This is a genomic window from Mucilaginibacter gotjawali (assembly GCF_002355435.1).
Classification (GTDB): Bacteria; Bacteroidota; Bacteroidia; order Sphingobacteriales; family Sphingobacteriaceae; genus Mucilaginibacter; species Mucilaginibacter gotjawali.
The window spans coordinates 4,472,077-4,489,298 of the sequence record NZ_AP017313.1 but is presented as its reverse complement, the minus strand read 5'-3'; the positions used below and the strand labels follow the sequence as shown (position 1 = coordinate 4,489,298).

Annotated in this window: 15 protein-coding genes; 11 read left to right on the top strand and 4 right to left on the bottom strand. The window is 41.6% G+C overall.

The window, feature by feature from the left end:
- Window positions 1–42: 42 nt before the first annotated feature.
- Window positions 43–501: a hypothetical protein gene (locus MgSA37_RS19770; protein WP_096354361.1), complete on the top strand. Its 459-nt coding sequence runs from the start codon at window positions 43–45 to the stop codon at window positions 499–501.
- Between the two features lie 96 nt (window positions 502–597).
- Here MgSA37_RS19770 and MgSA37_RS19765 read toward each other — a convergent pair whose 3' ends face one another.
- Together MgSA37_RS19765 and MgSA37_RS19760 are read right to left on the bottom strand one after the other, a co-directional pair.
- On the bottom strand, window positions 598–2,148 hold the full coding sequence (locus tag MgSA37_RS19765) for a hypothetical protein (protein WP_096354359.1): 1,551 nt from the start codon (window positions 2,146–2,148) through the stop codon (window positions 598–600).
- A gap of 1 nt (window position 2,149) precedes the next feature.
- On the bottom strand, window positions 2,150–3,016 hold the full coding sequence (locus MgSA37_RS19760; protein ID WP_096354358.1) for an ABC transporter ATP-binding protein: 867 nt from the start codon (window positions 3,014–3,016) through the stop codon (window positions 2,150–2,152).
- A 187-nt stretch (window positions 3,017–3,203) separates the two neighbouring features.
- Here MgSA37_RS19760 and MgSA37_RS19755 point away from each other — a divergent pair, with 187 nt between their 5' ends.
- Window positions 3,204–4,070 (top strand): glycoside hydrolase family 16 protein, encoded by an 867-nt coding sequence (locus tag MgSA37_RS19755; RefSeq protein ID WP_096354356.1) that lies wholly within the window; start codon window positions 3,204–3,206, stop codon window positions 4,068–4,070.
- A 112-nt stretch (window positions 4,071–4,182) separates the two neighbouring features.
- On the opposite strand, the gene MgSA37_RS28355 is transcribed toward MgSA37_RS19755, so the two are convergent.
- Window positions 4,183–4,320 carry a hypothetical protein gene (locus MgSA37_RS28355; protein WP_157750649.1) on the bottom strand — a complete coding sequence of 46 codons (138 nt, stop codon included), beginning with the start codon at window positions 4,318–4,320 and terminating at the stop codon, window positions 4,183–4,185.
- A gap of 296 nt (window positions 4,321–4,616) precedes the next feature.
- Here MgSA37_RS28355 and MgSA37_RS19750 point away from each other — a divergent pair, with 296 nt between their 5' ends.
- The 9 genes from MgSA37_RS19750 to MgSA37_RS19710 all read left to right on the top strand — a co-directional run bounded on the left by MgSA37_RS19750 (window position 4,617) and on the right by MgSA37_RS19710 (window position 15,931).
- A complete protein-coding gene (locus MgSA37_RS19750; RefSeq protein ID WP_096354355.1) occupies window positions 4,617–8,279 on the top strand; it encodes a T9SS type B sorting domain-containing protein in 3,663 nt (1,220 codons plus the stop codon).
- 78 nt (window positions 8,280–8,357) lie between these two features.
- The gene (locus MgSA37_RS19745) at window positions 8,358–8,591 is read left to right on the top strand and encodes a hypothetical protein (protein ID WP_096354353.1); all 234 of its coding nucleotides are present in this window, start codon (window positions 8,358–8,360) and stop codon (window positions 8,589–8,591) included.
- A 136-nt stretch (window positions 8,592–8,727) separates the two neighbouring features.
- Window positions 8,728–10,542, top strand: a complete 1,815-nt coding sequence (locus MgSA37_RS19740) for an ATP-binding protein (protein ID WP_096354351.1) — start codon at window positions 8,728–8,730, stop codon at window positions 10,540–10,542.
- 63 nt (window positions 10,543–10,605) lie between these two features.
- Window positions 10,606–11,490, top strand: coding sequence for an AraC family transcriptional regulator (locus MgSA37_RS19735; RefSeq protein ID WP_096354350.1), 885 nt, complete (start codon window positions 10,606–10,608; stop codon window positions 11,488–11,490).
- Window positions 11,483–11,902 carry a DUF983 domain-containing protein gene (locus tag MgSA37_RS19730; protein ID WP_172885349.1) on the top strand — a complete coding sequence of 140 codons (420 nt, stop codon included), beginning with the start codon at window positions 11,483–11,485 and terminating at the stop codon, window positions 11,900–11,902. Before MgSA37_RS19735 ends, MgSA37_RS19730 begins: the two co-directional genes overlap by 8 nt.
- Before the next feature lie 114 nt (window positions 11,903–12,016).
- A complete protein-coding gene (locus tag MgSA37_RS19725) occupies window positions 12,017–12,340 on the top strand; it encodes a hypothetical protein (RefSeq protein ID WP_157750648.1) in 324 nt (107 codons plus the stop codon).
- A gap of 1,293 nt (window positions 12,341–13,633) precedes the next feature.
- A complete protein-coding gene (locus MgSA37_RS19720) occupies window positions 13,634–14,272 on the top strand; it encodes an HAD family hydrolase (protein ID WP_232010690.1) in 639 nt (212 codons plus the stop codon).
- Between the two features lie 149 nt (window positions 14,273–14,421).
- Window positions 14,422–15,708 carry a DUF2851 family protein gene (locus MgSA37_RS19715; protein ID WP_096354345.1) on the top strand — a complete coding sequence of 429 codons (1,287 nt, stop codon included), beginning with the start codon at window positions 14,422–14,424 and terminating at the stop codon, window positions 15,706–15,708.
- Between the two features lies 1 nt (window position 15,709).
- A complete protein-coding gene (locus tag MgSA37_RS19710) occupies window positions 15,710–15,931 on the top strand; it encodes a PspC domain-containing protein (RefSeq protein WP_096354344.1) in 222 nt (73 codons plus the stop codon).
- Between the two features lie 47 nt (window positions 15,932–15,978).
- Here the strand turns inward: MgSA37_RS19710 and MgSA37_RS29460 are convergent, their stop codons facing one another.
- Complete coding sequence (locus tag MgSA37_RS29460; protein WP_197706027.1) at window positions 15,979–17,196, bottom strand: glycoside hydrolase family 97 catalytic domain-containing protein; 1,218 nt, start codon at window positions 17,194–17,196, stop codon at window positions 15,979–15,981.
- Between the last annotated feature and the right edge of the window lie 26 nt (window positions 17,197–17,222).

The window sequence follows — 17,222 nt, the reverse complement described above, 5'->3', positions numbered from 1 at the left end:
TCAACTAAATAACCAAATAAAGTATCTCACAAAAGCTTAAAAATGAAACTTAAACTATTCTCCATCGCAATAGCTGCGACTTTTTTATTTTCCTGCAACAATAGCAAAAAAGCTGATGACCAATCTATGGATATAAAAGGTACCTGGCAATTAATTACCGGTACAACCATTACTAAGGGTGTAAGCGTTGTTACTGATTATACAAAAAATCAGCAATTTTTAAAGATCCGTAATGATACCCACTTCGCTTTTTTCACACATAAATTAAATACGCCAAAAGATTCAACCAATCATTTTGATGCAGGGGGCGGCGCCTACACACTGTTGGGTAATAAATATACCGAGCACCTCGATTTCTACAGCGATAAAAACTGGGAGGGTAAGTCATTTGATTTTACCATCACTTTTAAAAACGATACGTTGATTCAAACCGGCCAGGAAAAAGTGGAAAAGGAAAATATCAACAGAACAATTATTGAAAAGTATATAAAAGTGAAGTGATAAACTCAATGCGATTTTATGCAAACAGCTTCGTCAACGCTTTAACAGCTTGACGAAGCTGTTTCTGTTTTAAGCTATCCTGGTACAAAGCTTTATTTAAACCCTGCTGATCTCCAACTTTCTCAGCGTAAAACTGGTAAAAGCTAAAAGCACAATTAATCCGCTTATCAGCGCTATATAATTCATGCCGTGATTTATCCCCCCAAAATAATCCGTAAAAGGCACTTTTTCGACGTTTAAATAGGTGAAAAGGAAAAATATTATTTCGAACAGCTTTTTACCGCCGCTTAAAATCCCTACAGCAACAGCAAAAAGAACAATGAATATACTTCCCATGATGATGTTGAATACAGGCAAAAATTGCAATAACAAAAGGTACCTGATTACCAGGGGCGAGGCTAAAGCCATTGCGATGATGATACCTGCCATCATTTGCGCGGGCAATAAACGGGTTAATGGCTTGTAGGATGCATATGTAAAATAGTGGATGCGGTTGGTTTTCTCTTTGGTAGCCAGGTCTGACCATCGTGCAACCTGCAAAAACCAAAGACAGGGCAGGATCATTTGGTGAGCAACGACCAGAGGTGCAAATGACAATGCTATCATGCCGCCGATATTGATGATCCAAAGCCATCGGGGGCCTTTGCGGTAAAGCATTAACAGCTCTGTTTTTACAAATGGCATAATACCATATGCCGGCGTAACCGGCGGCAGTTCTGAAAGTTTGATGTCATGCAGTGGTTGTGCGTGTAAAATTACTTCGGCTGATCTTGATTTCTTTTTCGTTTTTACTTTTTGTTTGATATCAAAACGATGGAAGAATTTTGCCGAAATAAATATGATTAGCAGTCCAAGGCCTATCCATAGCAGCCGGCTCAAAATGCCGGTAATCGTCCAGTCAACCCCGTTAAAAATAAAAGAGTGAAAGTCCCTTTTATCGCTGAAATTAAAACCCATGGATAAAGCCAGGTTGGTTTCCCCGGAATGGCGCGCTACAGATGCCTGCATGGCAGTGGTAACAGGTTTATTGCCAAAAAGATCAAATGAACCTGTGGTGCTGGCCTGTAATGATCCCATGGCACAGAAAAAGAAAAAGTAACCAATGTTCATCAATATGGTATACCTGTGTAAAAACACCTCGCCGGCTACGGCTAAAGCAGCAACAAAGCATATGGTTGGTAACGTAACGAGCAGGTATGGCAACATCAACTGAGACAGGTCAAACGGGTATCCTGCTGATCGTATAAAAAACAGTGCTATGCTCATTGCAAACACACAGCCTGTAATACTCAGCAATACCAAAAAATTGCTGCATGCCTTGGCAAAAAGGTAATTGAAATTGCTGATGGGGGTAGTAGCCACAATTTCTCCCACACCGGTATCTATATCTTTTTTTATCCCGCTGTTTACCAGGTAAAACCCGGTCATCGCCAAAAATACGCTGGTCATCATGGCGGTTACATAACCTATCCATGCGGCATTTTGAACGCCGGTGTAGTTTCCTATGCGTACCGTAGTGTATGCGGCGTTAGCGGCGGGCAAAAAAGCATAGGCAAAATATAAGCTGATGGCAAGTGTAACCAAAAAGGCGTAGCTACGGGTACGCTGTTTATAATCGGAAATAACGATCTTATAAAAGGCGTCCATGTTAATTGTTTTTATGGGTTATAAAAAGGTAGGCATCCTCAAGCGAGGCAGGGGTCGGTTTTGATCCGCTGGCAGCATCGTTGCTGATGTATCTCACCCAAACTTTATCTTTTTGGCGGCTGGTATTCACTACCAGGTTTTTTGCTTTAAAATCGCTCAATTCTGCGTTGTCAAGCAGCGTTTCAAACACTTTATCTTCCACCAGTTTGATCACTTCATGCTGTGTTCCCCTGGCGATGAGTATGCCTGACTGCATAATGGCTACCTCATCCGCAATGGTTTCAATGTCCGATACAATGTGTGATGATAAAATAATAATGCTGTTTTGCGCCAGGTCAGCTATCAGATTTCTGAAACGCATCCGCTCTTCAGGATCAAGGCCTACAGTCGGTTCATCAAAAATTAAAATTTTAGGGTCGTTAAGTAAAGCCTGTGCAATACCGATGCGCTGTTTCATTCCCCCTGAGTAGGCGCCTATTGGTAGCCGGGCACTTTCAATTAAGTTTACACCTTCCAGCAATGCTTCAATCCGCTTTCGTAATCCGGGGCCGCCAACACCTTTCATGGCGGCAATGTATTCTAAAAACTCGTAGGCATTCAGGTTGGCATAAACGCCGAAATCCTGCGGCAGGTAACCAAGCATTTTGCGGATAAAATCCGGATCTTTTTGGATATCATGGCCATCTAATTCAATGGTGCCGTTGGTTGGCTGGCTGATGGTGGCAATAATCTTCATTAAAGTTGATTTGCCTGCGCCATTAGGTCCCAATAAGCCCAGGATGCCATTTTCAATGGTTAATGTATAGTCTTTCAGGCCATACTTTTCCTTATTGTACCGTTTGGATATATTGTTTATGCTGAGTTTCATTTCAATAATTGTGATGATGATTAATGGTTAGATGCTGAATAGCCGGTTAGGTTACCGACTATTTTGCAGATTGCAGGGTACGTGTTGAAATATGGTGATTAGATATCGTTTTAAAAAAACTTCGTTGACGCAAACTAAAATATTTATGTTTACATATTCTATTTTAAGTTACCAATTATAAATTTTCATGAAAATTCTCCGTCTCACCGCGATAGCTTGTGTTTTGATATTTAACATAGCTAAAGCACAGCAAAGCAATACTAAAACCGATACTGTTTTTTTTGAAGATTTCAATGAAAACACGCTCGATCGTACAAAATGGAATGTTGAGATTACCGGCAATACAGTAAACGAGGAGCAGCAGGCCTACGTTGATTCAGCAAGTACGCTTTCACTGGTAAAAGGAGCTGCAGCTGATGGTGCCAAAAACGGCGCATTGCTGATCAAAGCGATCTATCATCCCGGTTATATCAGTAATGAAAATAAAAAATACGATTTTTTATCAGGCAGAATCAATACGCAGCATAAAATGGAGTTTACTTACGGTACAGCCTCGGCCCGCATGAAAATGACCGGCGGCGCTGGTTTATGGCCGGCATTTTGGGCATTGGGGAACGGTGAATGGCCCGACTGCGGCGAAATTGATATAATGGAAACCGTTGGCGATCCAACCTGGTTCAGCAATGCACTCCATGGGCCAAAGTATTTCGGTAACACCCCGCTTACATACAGGTACTTTTTTCCAAAGGGCACAGATGTCAGCCAATGGCATGTTTACTCAGTAGACTGGTCGGCCAATAGCCTTGTTTTTAAGGTTGATGGTATCGTCACGTATTCAGTAACGCGTGCTAAGGTTGAACATTATGGTCGTTATGCATTTGACAACGCTAAATTCATCATTCTTAATTTTGCTTTGGGCGGAGGTTATCCAAATGGCGTAAACAGAATAAAGGAACCATATTTTGGCATATCCCGGTCGACTGTTGATATCATAAAAGCCGGGCAGGCAAAAGTATTGGTTGATTGGGTGCTGGTGACAAAAAAAGCAAATTGATATTATTATAATTAAAAAAGCTCCTGCGTTGACAGAAGCTTTTTTAATTATAGTGATTATTCGGAAATACGCGATCGATTGTACTGTTTACAATTCAATTTTGGACTTGCTGCTAATTGTGATCATGACGGTCATTGTCGCGACGGCCATTATCATGGTGCATGTGGCGCTGACGATATTCGACAGTACAGCTGGAAATAGCTGAAGCAAATATCAGCAGGGCGATTAATCTTAACAAGTGCTTTTTCATAGTAATTGATTTTATCTAAATGTATAATTGTTAAGGCAATTAAGGTGCCAGAAAACGCGGGAGCGGGACGTGTGTGAAGATGCCCGGCTACGGTTCCGCTAATTTAACGGGCGCAGGCAACCGCAAAATTTATTATTGCGTATCACTCTATTAAACCTGGTAAATAAGGAATTTGATTTTTAATGGTTAAAATAGTATTGCCCGGCCGTTGAAAATGCTGATATATAAGTTATATTAGCTTTGTCTTGAGAGCTAAATAAACCGTCATTTCTTTAATTCGTTTACTAAAGCAGTATATGAACAGCAATAAGCGTGTTCTTAGCGTATTCCTATTTGTCTTATTTTATTTTAAGGCGGGGACTGCCTTTTCTCAAACGCTGTATATTCCCCATCCTGAAATCAGATATGCCGTAAATAATCCAAACTTCTTTTTAACAGCCCCCAATATCAGCTATCAAACACCACAGGCATATAAGGTAAACGCAGCCATTATTCCATTAGTGCCCAAAAATACCGGCGGCGCAGTACCGCCGAACCACTATGGCCAGGTGATCACTTTTGCCGGTACAGGCAAAGCAGGACTGGTAAACAATACTGGAACAAATGCAAGTTTTTCGGCGCCATTGGGGTTAGGTGCTGATGTAAACGGCAATATTTACGTGGGTGATTATAACAATAACCTGATCAGAAAAATAACAACTGCAGCCGTTGTAACTACGCTGGCGGGGTTGCCCGGAAAGTACGGTGCGAAAGACGGCCCATCAACCATTGCAACATTTGAATTGCCGCAGGGGGTAGCGGTTGATAAAAACGGAAATGTTTACGTGGCCGATTCATTCAACGATCTGATCAGGAAAATAACGCCGGGTGGAACTGTTTCTACCCTGGCCGGGCAGGCTAATGTTGCCGGGTTTGCTAATGGAATTAATGCCACCTTTAATTCGCCAACCGGCGTAGCCGTGGATAATGCAGGCAATGTTTATGTAGCCGACCAGGGAAATAACCTTATCCGTAAGATCACGCCAAATGGTAATGTATCTACATTAGCGGGCACTGCAGGGGTAACAGGGGCCAATGACGGGGCCAACGCAACTTTTAACGCCCCAACCGCATTGACATTTGATAACTCGCAAAATTTGTTTGTGGCCGATGCCGGGAACAACCTGATCAGGGCGGTCACGCTTTCAGGCAACGTCAGTACTTTTGCCGGGAGTGGCATGCCCGGTGCAAATGACGGGCAGGGAGCCGCCGCAAGTTTTAACCACCCGACCGGGATCAGCACCGATTTTTATGGAACTTTATACGTAGCTGATGAGAAAAATAACGTTGTTCGGCAGATTTCTCCCCAGGGTTTTGTTTCAACGCTGGCCGGTAACGGTCAAAGTGGTGCAATTGATGGAATTGCGCAAAACGCCACTTTCAGCTACCCGGGCTCAATAGTTGCGGATAATATGGGTAATGTTTATGTGGGTGATGTAAGTACCTTCATTATCAGAAAAATAGCGGTAACGGGCTATAAAATTGATAAGGCATTGCCGGCCGGTTTAACTTTTGATGCTACCACAGGCATCATCAGTGGCACCCCCACGGTACAGTCTCCATCAACCAATTATACCATTACGGCCTTTAACGCTGCAGGAAATAGCAGCACTGTTGTAAATATTACGGTAAACGGAAACAATGGCGCGCTGCCCGCGCCGCCAAACATTACTTACCAAACACCCCAAACCTATTATGTGAATAACGCGATATCGCCCTTGTCTCCAACTAATTCAGGGGGAGCAGTGCCTGCCAATGTTTACGGGCAGGTTACAACGGTTGCCGGAAGTTCCGCATTGGGTAATCATAATGCGGTGGGTACAAAAGCAACCTTTGGCGGCCCTGCAGGCCTGGTATTTGACCGGGCAGGAAATTTATTTATTTCTGAAACAATCAATAATGATATCCGGAAGATGGACCCATCCGGCTTGGTTTCCACCTTTGCCGGAACCGGTACCCCGGGCGAAATAAACGGCCCCGGCAATACTGCAACATTTCATGACCCATTCCAACTGGCGATAGATGGCGGTCAAAATTTATATGTAAGCGACTTTACGAATAACATCATCAGGCAGATTACCCCAACAGCAGTAGTAAGCACTTTTGCCGGAACAGGCAGCCAGGGAACAAATAACGGGCCTAAGGCAACTGCAACCTTTTATAACCCGGAAGGCCTTGTGTTTGACCCGTCCGGGAATATGTATATTGCCGACAGGGGTAATAGCACTATTAGAAAGATAGATGCCAGCGGGCAAGTAAGCACTTTTGCGGTGTTAAACGGTGGCGCTCCCCCGGTAACTTTTGATGCCGGCCTGGCATTTATGGCGGCAGATGCAAACGGCAATCTTTATTTTGGTAATACCGATCAGGTTGAGTTGAATATGCCCGCCTCCTTTCCAAAAGTTATCGCAGGCAGTGGCAGGCCAGGATTTGCTGACGGTAGCGGAACATCTGCTTTGTTTTTTGGCCCGAACGGAATAACTGCTGACCCCATTGGCAATATTTATATCAGTGATAGCTATAACAACAGGATCAGGAAAGTAGATGCTACCGGGCTGGTGAAAACACTTGCGGGAGAAGGCGGCTATGGTGGCAATAATGATGGCGTTGGTTCTTCTGCTACTTTCTTTCACCCTTTGGGTTTAGCGGTTGATCCCACACGAAATTTTTTATTTGTAGCTGATAAGGGCAATAACCTGATAAGGAAAGTTACTATTACCGGCTATGGCATCGATAAGTCGCTGCCAACTGGCCTGGTCTTCGATGCCACAACTGGTTTAATCAGCGGCACGCCCACTTTCTCGTCTCCGCCCGAAAACTATACCATTACCGCTTATAATACAGGTGGGAGCAGCAGTTTTGTTATTAATATACAGATTCTGGAAATTTCGGTTGTGTTTAACCCAATACCGGCGAAAACTGTTTGCGATGCCGATTTTGACCCTGGCGCTACAGGCGGCGGCCCCATTACCTATACCAGCAGTAACCAGGCAGTGGCTACCATTGTTGCGGGTAAGGTGCACATTAATGGCCCCGGGGTAGCGGATATAGTCGCCAGTGATGGTACGTCGCAGGCAAGGCAAACATTAACCGTAACCGATGCAGTTGTGCCCGCCATTACCATTTCACCATCTTCGGCCGACGATTGCCAGGGAAACGCTGTAACTTTTACAACAACCGTAACCAATGGCGGCACAAACCCTCAATATCAATGGCAGGTTAACGGGCAAAATGCAGGCGCCGGCACACCGCAATTTACCAGTTACAGTTTAAACAATGGCGATATCATCACTTGCAAATTAACCAGCGATGCCGTATGTGTTACCAGCGCAACTGCTGTTTCAAACCCGGTTAGTTTTGTTATGGATCCGCCCATAGCCACATCTGTAAAGATCACTTCATCGGCAAATGGCCCTGTTTGTGCCGGAACGGCAATCACATTTAATGCCATAGCATTTAGCCCGGATGTACACCCATCATACCAATGGCAGGTTAACGGGCTTAATGTGGGAACTGATCAGCCGGCATTTACAACAACCAGCCTGGCAGATGGGAGTGTTGTTACCTGTATTTTATTAAGTACAGGCAAATGCATCATAAACCCTTCAGTTACCTCAAATGCCATAGCTATTGCCCTTAGCCCCCCTGGTCAGTGCATCGTTACTATTCCGAACGCCTTTACCCCTAATGGCGACGGGATAAATGATGTGTGGAATGTGAGCGCATTGCAGTCATATCCAGGTTGTACAATCTCCATTTACAACAGGTATGGTGCGTTGGTTTATAACTCCGTTAACTACCCCAAAGCCTGGGATGGTACCGTTAATGGCAAAAAGCTATCGGCCGGGACTTACTATTATGTTATCGATCTGAAAAACGGGAAAAAACCCATAGCCGGTTCTGTAGCAATTCTTAGATAAATGTCATATTTTCAATTGCTTTGATAAAATGCCTGATTTTTAGCAACTTCTTGCTGGAAAGCATCGTAAAAAGGTATTATGAAGGGTTATGTAAATATTCCGGGATCGATTTATTGTAAGCTGTGTAAAGAGTGCGGTGCACGGCCTGTCATCTCCCTGGTTGATGATATAGGATATATTGTTAAATGTTCAAAAGACGAACGGCACTATCAAACCATGCCAGGCCTGATTGATATTGAGGATTGGAACAGGCACAACACGATCCCGGCATCAACAGCCGATTTTAACCTTAACCCCATAATGGCCTGGTAATAAAAAATTGTATTTTTTTATAGTAATAGCAAATTATTGACAATTAATCTATTCGCCATCTATTGCAGCTAATTAGGGGCGAATTTTTTAATAAAGTGTTAATGCACACCAATAAAATTTGTTAAAAAGGAACTTAATGAAACTGGTAGAAAAAATTAGTCATTTTGTTGGATTTGACAATCCGGAATTATCATTGGAAAATAAGCTTTTCAATGCCATATGCCTTTTGTTAGGATTTAGCCTTTTAACAGGTCTTATTAATAACATCTTATTAGGGTTTCCAATCCTGCTGATTTTTGTTGAACTATTTATAGGCAGTTTTTGCGCACTTGCTTTTTACAGGAGCAGGTATGTGGCTTATAAAGAAAATATGTCCATCGGTTTTATTACCCTTGGAATCCTCGCTTTTATTCCCGGATGGTTTTTTAATGGCGGCATTGAAGGGTCTTCTGTTCTCTCAGGGGTGTTTTTAGTAGTACTGATCATTATTTTGCTAAAGCGCAAATACCACCTTTTTTTTATTGCGTTTTTAATGATTGTTTTTTTTGCTTGTTACTATCTCGAAAAGCATTTTCCCGGCTTGACGATCCCAGTTAAGAGCAAGGCCCAAAAAGAAGCTGACATCATATCTTCTGCATTATCCAATATTTTATATGCCGGTTTGTTAATCAGTTTTTTGAAAAGAAGCCATGAAAAAGATAAATTAAGGCTGATTAAACAAAGCGAGCAATTACAATCCTCGCAAATAGAGCTGTCTGCTGCAAAAGACCAGGCCGAAGGGGCAACTATAGCCAAATCGAACTTTTTGGCCAACATGAGCCACGAAATACGCACCCCCTTAAATGGAATTATTGGTGCAGCCCAGTTGCTGACGCTGTCGGATTTGTCATTAGAGCAGCATGAATTGTTGCAAACGCTGCAGTCAAGCAGTAACCTTTTGATTAACATCATTAGCGATATCCTTGACCTGTCAAAGATTGAAGCTGATAAGCTTACTTTGCATCCCAAACCTGCAAATATCAGGACGTGTATAAAAACAGTGTTTGAAATAAGCCAGCCCGGGGTAACCGCGCACGGAAAAAACATCGTCCTGCACTATCTGATAGACGAAAATGTTGCAGAATGTTTAAAAATGGATGAAAGCAGGATTCAGCAGATATTGGTGAATTTGATAGGAAATGCCATCAAGTTTACCGACGATGGATTTGTTACCCTGGCGGTTTCAGCAATTAGCCATCCGGATAATATACAACAGGTTACCTTTAGTGTTAAAGATACCGGTATAGGGATAAGTGAAGAGGCATTGGCGCAATTATTTAAGCCATTTTCGCAGGTAAATAATACAGCGTTACGTAAATATGGCGGTACCGGCCTGGGGCTTTCTATCTGCAAAAAACTCGTTGAAATGATGAACGGCAGGATTTGGGCCGAAAGTAAAGAAACAGAAGGTTCGGTATTCAGCTTTAGTCTGCCGTTATCGGTGGCGTCTGTAAACAAGATTGTTGATGAAAGATCCGATAATAGCGAAGGATACCAGTACCGTCCCCTTGAAATATTGCTGGCCGAAGACAATAAAATGAACCAGTTAATTGCCAGGAAAACTTTCAATAAGATCGGTTATGAGATTGATATAGCTGATAACGGCAAGATTGCCATTGAAATGCAGGAGCAAAAAAAATACGATCTCATTTTTATGGATATACAAATGCCCGAAATGGATGGCCTGGAAGCCGCTGCATGCATTATCGAAAAATATGGGAACAGCGCACCTCCGATAATAGCAATGACTGCCAATGTATTAAGTGAAGATGAAGTTAAATGTAAAAAGGCTGGTATGAGGGATTTTATAAGTAAACCCTTTACCATCGAACGCCTTGAAAATGTTATTCATAAATGGGGGCCGCAAAATAAGGCACCGCAGAAAAGCAACTATATTTTTGCCGATAATTGAATAATACCACAAAAACAGTTAATAATACCACTAAAATGGTAATAAAGTGCCTATCATTGTGCTATGCAAAGCACGCCGGTATTTGATATATGTACCTTGTCTGATTTTAAGGAGAATGATATACTCATCAGCCGTTTTGCACCTTACTTAGCGCAGCATAAAAACCTTAGTGCCGCACATAGGCACTCTTTTTATCACCTTGTGCTTTTTACAACCGGGGCCGGCACCCATTCCATTGATTTTGAGAGGTTTTTTGTAAAACCCTATCAGATCTATTTTATGGTGCCGGGGCAGGTTCATTCGTGGGACTTTGAAGGTTTTACCGATGGGTATATTATCAATTTTTCAGCTGCTTTCTTCCAGTCATTTTTATTAAATCCATCGTATCCCGAAACTTTTTCATTTTTCGGTGAGAATGTTAAAGCCGCCGTTATTGATTTGCCTGATCACCTCCACCAAAAAGTAGCCGAGTTATTTGAAAAAATAGTAAATGAAGCTGTACATGAGGAGGATTCCGCACCCGACATGATCAGGATATTAATGCTGCAGTTGTTTATAACTATTGGCCGCATAACAAAAAAGGGTATCGGCAGGGGGCCTTCATCCTACAATCAAACCCTGCTCCGCAATTTTCAAAAACTGATTGGTGAACATTATACCAGGATAAAATTACCCAAAGACTATGCGGAATTACTTTATATAACCCCTAATCATTTAAATGCAGTATGTAAAGATTTGCTGGGTATATCAGCGGGAGAAGTTATCAGGAACAGGATGATGCTGGAAGCGAAACGATTACTAACAAACCCACAGTTAAATATTAACGAAATTGCCTTTATGCTGAACTTTAGTGATAACTCTTATTTCACAAAGTTTTTTAAAAAATTTGAGGGTAAAACGCCTGAAGATTTCAGGAGAGGAATATTAAATCACCATAAGCATGAATAAACAGGTTATTCCGTTGCCGGCCATGCCGGCTATTATGCACGCCCGTTGCCCCCGGTGCCGGCGGGGAGAAATGTTTACCGCACCCATGTATGGTTTAAAATCGCAGGGGATGAATAAAACTTGCCCGCATTGCGGCTTAACCTTTGAACGGGAGCCCGGCTATTTTTATGTTTCGATGTTAATCAGTTATGCAATGTTCGTTGCCGAGATGATAGGTCTTGCTGTAGCGATAAGTGTTTTAACCGGGGGTAGTAAGAATCCATGGCTATATATCAGCGTTATATTAACCATCGGGGTTGTACTTTCTCCATTTAACTTCAGGTATTCGAGAGTTATATTGCTGTATTGGCTAACGCCAGGCTTACATTATCGCCCGGAGATGAGCGGCGACAATTACTCATCAAATAAATAGAAAAACAAAGTCCTTTTGTTGAAATCTGTTTGTATTGTAACAATTGTGCAAGCTTTTGGCGCTTTCACAGTAATTTCATTTATCCCTCATAAATTGCCGGCATACACTATTGATATGAATCAACTTATTTTTAACAATTGCTTTTCTTACGATAATATCCTGTATATCGGCGACGATGCCGGAGCCTGTTTAAAAATAATAGAGAAATTTACCGGACGTATCCTGCAAATTGAAGAAAATTATAGCTGGCTTATCAATAATACGACAGAAACACGGGCCATAAATCACTGGCTGCAGTGTCAGATCCAGTACCATTTTGAAGGCGGTGTCGTCGTTTTCAGGTTCAAAAACGAAGAGGTATTACCTGCAATTTTACGTAATGAGTGTATTTCGGCCTGCAAGAGCCTTGTTTTTGAGCAATTTATTTTTGCTTCCTGACTTGTTTTTATTCTTTTAAAACAGTCCCGCCTACAGTACTGAAATTTTTTTTAGGTAAAATTAAATACTGCTTTAGGCTTGTTTTTGGCTCTATACCCACTTTTTTTAATTTTTTTATATCACCCATGTAACCTTATTATTTTTTATACCGTAGAAGAGGCATAATTTGATAAATTATATATTGCTGATAAGTTATTTGATAAATAAAAATTAATTCTCATGGAACACAAATTAAACAATTTTAAAGCCGATTTGTACAACGTATTTGTTGAAGGTAATGCAAGCAGTATGCAAATGGCAAGGGTATTTATGTTGCTGGCAGTACCAGTATGCATTGTTTTTATGTTAGGGTATCACTCAATCAAGTATTGAATATTTGCGACAAACAGCATTTAAAAACCATTAGTAAGTTACTTTTACCCACACCTGCCAGCGCAGGAGTTGCCTCTCAAAAAAAAAATCCCGGCCGGGTTTAAAAATGATAAGGCGGAAATAATAGGCTGCTGATATATAAAAAGTTTATAATTATACGCCTGGCAGATTGCAGCTTGAAATCACTTCAATAAAATAGCTTTTGCATATTGTATCAACCCAGCTCCGGGTTGCTAACCTGCAATAATCGTTAACGGACATTTAACACCAAAAATCAAACTTTCCCAATTTTAAAAAAACACCTTTGCGCATGCAAAAAGGCGGTTTTATTTTTCAATTGCGGGTTGCAATGGCCACAGTTCTGTTCTGTTTATTTGCGTTGCTTAAACTGTTTTCAGGTTGGCTTTTTGTTTGATGTTTTTCAGTTTTATTTTTAGTCGGGAAAAGTTTTGCGCACTGTATAAAGATAAACGCCGCCCCAACAAAAAACAAGAAATAGAGTAATAGATGTTTCATGGTAAAAATGTATTAAAGGCAGTTACATCAAATAATGCTTAATAAGCAAAATCTTATTTCAAATATAGCAACAAAAAATTAAACTTCATAGTGGGAAATACCTTTTTTGCTTGCGTAGTTTTACGCATTTTTTAAAACTTGGCGAATATTCATAAGGATGTAATAATTATAGCTACTTTTTCTAACATTTTTAGTATTAACGCCCTATGGGGTAAATGGTATTAAAAATGTTTTACTTTAAGGATATAACTCAAAAAATATAAACTATTAGTTATACTTAGCTATAGTTGTGAAGTTGGGGGCCTGCGGCTTTGTCTTTGATGATAACCATACATTTTGTTCCTGGTATTTCTATTGTGTTTAAAAAATCTTCTACTTTTGCCGGAAATGCCACAACTAATGGACATGTCTGAACAAAATAAATTTGACAGTATAATTTTTGACCTTGACGGGACTCTTTGGGACAGTACCGGGAACGTTGCTGTAGCATGGCAGAATGCAATTAACCAGGTGGATTATGTAGATGAGGTAATGACGCAGGAAAAAGTCAGATCAATAACAGGGATGGCATACAATGTTATTTTTGATACCCTGTTTCCTTACCTTGATGCAGCAAAGCGAAATGAGCTTATGGCAATCTGTGCTAAAAGCGAATTGGAGATATTGCATACCCGCGGCGGAGAATTATACCCGGCGCTTGACGAAACCCTGGGTTACCTGGCCGGCAGATATAGGTTATTTATTGTGAGTAACTGCCAGAATGGTTATATCGAAGTATTTCTGAAATTAAGTGGTATGGCGCATTATTTTTCGGGACACCAATGTTATGGAACAAAAGGTAACCCCAAGGCCGAAAACATCAAAGATATTGTAAACGACTATCAGCTTAAAACACCAGTGTATATTGGTGATACCATGGGCGATTACAACTCAGCAACAAAAGCCGGCGTTCCCTTTATTTTTGCGAACTACGGTTTTGGTGTTGTTGAAAACGGGCAGATAGCTACTATTAGCAGCTTTGGTGACCTGGTGAAAATGCTATAGGAATTAGTTGATTGGGTGAGTGGTTGATTAAGTGGGTTTTGTCTTTAACCACTTTGTTTTTTAATTAAAATAAATCTTTCTATTTTGGCCAATGGTAGTAATTTTAACTAAATAAACTTAATCAACCACTCACCTAATCAACCCATCAAATGCTTTTCCCCGAAGATTTTCTCCATTATATCTGGAAATTCCGGTTGTTTGACCGGGATCGCCTGCAGACCGGTGATGGCGAGGCATTGGAAATATTTTCGCCGGGGCTGCATAATTCTGATTCGGGTCCCGATTTTCAAAATGCGCGGATCAGGATAGGGGATACCGTTTGGGCGGGAAATATTGAAGTCCACCTGTCATCATCTGACTGGAAGAAGCACGGACATGCCGCTGACAATGCCTACGGGAATATAATTTTGCATGTAGTTTACAAAGATGATATTCCGCTTGTATTACCGGACGGGCGGCGGGTGCCAACCCTTGAATTGCAAAACCGGATACCGGATGAACTTTATAGCCGCTACCACCAGCTGATTTTTGGCGAACAAACTATTATACCCTGCGAGGCCAGTATTGGTGCTGTTGATAGCCTTACCCTGCATAACTGGCTCACCAGGGTGTTAGTTGAGCGGCTTGAAAAGAAGTCGGTCGCGGTAACCGCGGCGTTAGCCCTTAACCGGGGTGATTGGGAAGAAACCTTTTACCAGTTTTTAGCAGCAAATTTTGGCTTCAAAATTAATGCACTTCCGTTTGAATTGCTGGCAAAATCGTTACCGCAAAATATTCTGGCAAAGCATAAGAACAACCCAATGCAGATAGAGGCGCTGGTATTTGGGCAGGCAGGTTTTTTAGGAGAGGACTTTAAAGATGAATACCCGCTGAAACTGAAAGAAGAATACGGTTTCCTGCAAAAGAAATATAAACTGGCGCCGGTGGAAACACATTTATGGAAATTTATGCGGTTGCGCCCTGCAAATTTCCCGACAATAAGGTTGGCACAGTTTGCCGCGCTGATAATCAGATCGAATCACTTATTTTCAAAACTATTGGAGATAAAAGACGTAAAAGTGTTAAAGGCATTGTTTACCGATATAAAAGTAAACCCGTATTGGGAAGATCATTACCGTTTTGATATCGCTTCGCCCCGTTCATCAAAAAATATAGGTGAAGCATCGGTTGATATTTTACTTTTAAACACAATGGCCTTATTTTTGTTTAGTTATGGAAAATACAACCAGCAGCAGCATTTTATTAACCGGAGTTTGCAGTTGCTTGAACATTTACCCTGCGAAAACAATAAAATTATAACAGATTTTAGTAACTTAGGGGTCAAAATTAAAACAGCGTTTGAATCGCAGGCTTTAATTGAGTTAAAAAATAACTATTGCAATTATAAAAAATGCCTGCATTGTGGCGTTGGTAATAAGATTTTAAAGTTGGCTTGATATGATGCAAAAGATAATCACTTTTTTTGAAAGATACTCCTTCGGGGTATGCACTTATCTTGGCGAAAAATTTAATGTTTCGATCAGTAAGATAAGGTTGTTTTTTATCTACTCCTCTTTTCTGGCGGTTGGATTCCCGTTGATATTTTATGTATTTGCCGGTATCGTTTTGGATATCCGGAATTATGTAAAAAGGGTGCATACCAGGGTTACTGACCTGTAATTTCAAATGCCGCCAGCGGCAGGCAGACGATATCCGAAACAGGAATGCTATTTCTTTTCTGAATCTGCATAGATATGTATCACCTGCCCGCCACCTTCGGCCAGTACCATTGTTACTAATGTTTGTTTGTTAATGTTTTTTACCACTTTAACCAAATGGTTTAAATTGGGGTCCGAAGCCGGTACATCACTCCAGATGTCAGCAGTATAATTGCCTTCAGATAAAAAATCAAAAGATTTTGATATCGTACGTGAGGCATGGTTAGTAATTGCGCCGATATACCACTCATTCCCTTTTCGCCTTGCAATTGCCAGGTATTCGCCGGGTTTGGCATCAATTACACGGGTCTCGTCCCATGTGGTGGGCACTTTTTGTATAAATTCAAACCCAGGCTGGTTGATATAAGCTTCGGGGTCATCGCAGGCCATGCCTATAGCATTCTCCAGCACCACATACATGGCCAGCATATGGCAGCGCGTCCCCATAACATAGGGGCGGGTATAGTGAATCTTAAATTGCTGCGGAGATGCTGCCCTGAAACCGCCTAAATGATAATCTGTAGAACCCGCCAGCAAGCGGGTAAAGGCGACGTTTACATCAGCATCGGGGGTAACCCAATCGCTCCATTTGTCATTCTCATAATTCAGCGTTCCTTCACGGGTAAACTCATTAGGCCAGGTGCGGCTCTCGCCTGTTGGCTTATACGCCCCGTGAAACTGGATATGCAAATGATGCTGTGCCGCCTTTTGCAATATTTCTTCCTGCATGTTTACCATTTCCTGGTCGTCGCGGTCCATAAAATCGCACATCAACCCTTTGATGCCCCATTTTTCATATTGGGCGAAAGTTTCATCAAGTTTGGGATATAAAGCATAAAAATGCACCCAAACACGTATGCCCACGCCTTTTTTCGCGGCTGAGTCGCAAATCTGCTGCATATCAAGCCCCGGAACTGCTTTCGAAGGATCGGCATTTGGCCCCGGCTGAAAACCGGCCCCATCATTTACATACCATTCATGCAGGCCGTATTCAACAACCGAGTGATATTCTAAACCGTATTTTGCGCAAAAATCCACATAATACATATTGGTGACATAGTTATTGCCTGGTGCGTTAATGGTATCAGGCACAACATCACCGTTCCACCAGGGGAAGGTAGTTTTGCCCGGCTTTATCCACGAAACATCTTTTATTTTACAAGGCTCATTCAGATTAGTGAGGATATTTGATTCCAGGAATGCACCGGCCCGGTCACTGATCATCATTACCCGCCAGGGGCTGTTATGCGGTA

Excerpts from the sequence above, each read along its gene's own strand:
- MgSA37_RS19730 (WP_172885349.1), top strand. The coding sequence starts at position 11,483 with ATGAATAAACAGGTTATTCCGTTGCCGGCCATGCCGGCTATTATGCAC.
- MgSA37_RS19770 (WP_096354361.1), top strand. The coding sequence starts at position 43 with ATGAAACTTAAACTATTCTCCATCGCAATAGCTGCGACTTTTTTATTT.
- MgSA37_RS19710 (WP_096354344.1), top strand. The coding sequence starts at position 15,710 with ATGATGCAAAAGATAATCACTTTTTTTGAAAGATACTCCTTCGGGGTA.
- MgSA37_RS28355 (WP_157750649.1), bottom strand. The coding sequence starts at position 4,320 with ATGAAAAAGCACTTGTTAAGATTAATCGCCCTGCTGATATTTGCTTCA.
- MgSA37_RS19720 (WP_232010690.1), top strand. The coding sequence starts at position 13,634 with ATGTCTGAACAAAATAAATTTGACAGTATAATTTTTGACCTTGACGGG.
- MgSA37_RS19755 (WP_096354356.1), top strand. The coding sequence starts at position 3,204 with ATGAAAATTCTCCGTCTCACCGCGATAGCTTGTGTTTTGATATTTAAC.
- MgSA37_RS19725 (WP_157750648.1), top strand. The coding sequence starts at position 12,017 with ATGAATCAACTTATTTTTAACAATTGCTTTTCTTACGATAATATCCTG.
- MgSA37_RS29460 (WP_197706027.1), bottom strand. The coding sequence starts at position 17,196 with ATGATGATCAGTGACCGGGCCGGTGCATTCCTGGAATCAAATATCCTC.
- MgSA37_RS19760 (WP_096354358.1), bottom strand. The coding sequence starts at position 3,016 with ATGAAACTCAGCATAAACAATATATCCAAACGGTACAATAAGGAAAAG.
- MgSA37_RS19745 (WP_096354353.1), top strand. The coding sequence starts at position 8,358 with ATGAAGGGTTATGTAAATATTCCGGGATCGATTTATTGTAAGCTGTGT.
- MgSA37_RS19735 (WP_096354350.1), top strand. The coding sequence starts at position 10,606 with ATGCAAAGCACGCCGGTATTTGATATATGTACCTTGTCTGATTTTAAG.
- MgSA37_RS19740 (WP_096354351.1), top strand. The coding sequence starts at position 8,728 with ATGAAACTGGTAGAAAAAATTAGTCATTTTGTTGGATTTGACAATCCG.
- MgSA37_RS19715 (WP_096354345.1), top strand. The coding sequence starts at position 14,422 with ATGCTTTTCCCCGAAGATTTTCTCCATTATATCTGGAAATTCCGGTTG.
- MgSA37_RS19750 (WP_096354355.1), top strand. The coding sequence starts at position 4,617 with ATGAACAGCAATAAGCGTGTTCTTAGCGTATTCCTATTTGTCTTATTT.
- MgSA37_RS19765 (WP_096354359.1), bottom strand. The coding sequence starts at position 2,148 with ATGGACGCCTTTTATAAGATCGTTATTTCCGATTATAAACAGCGTACC.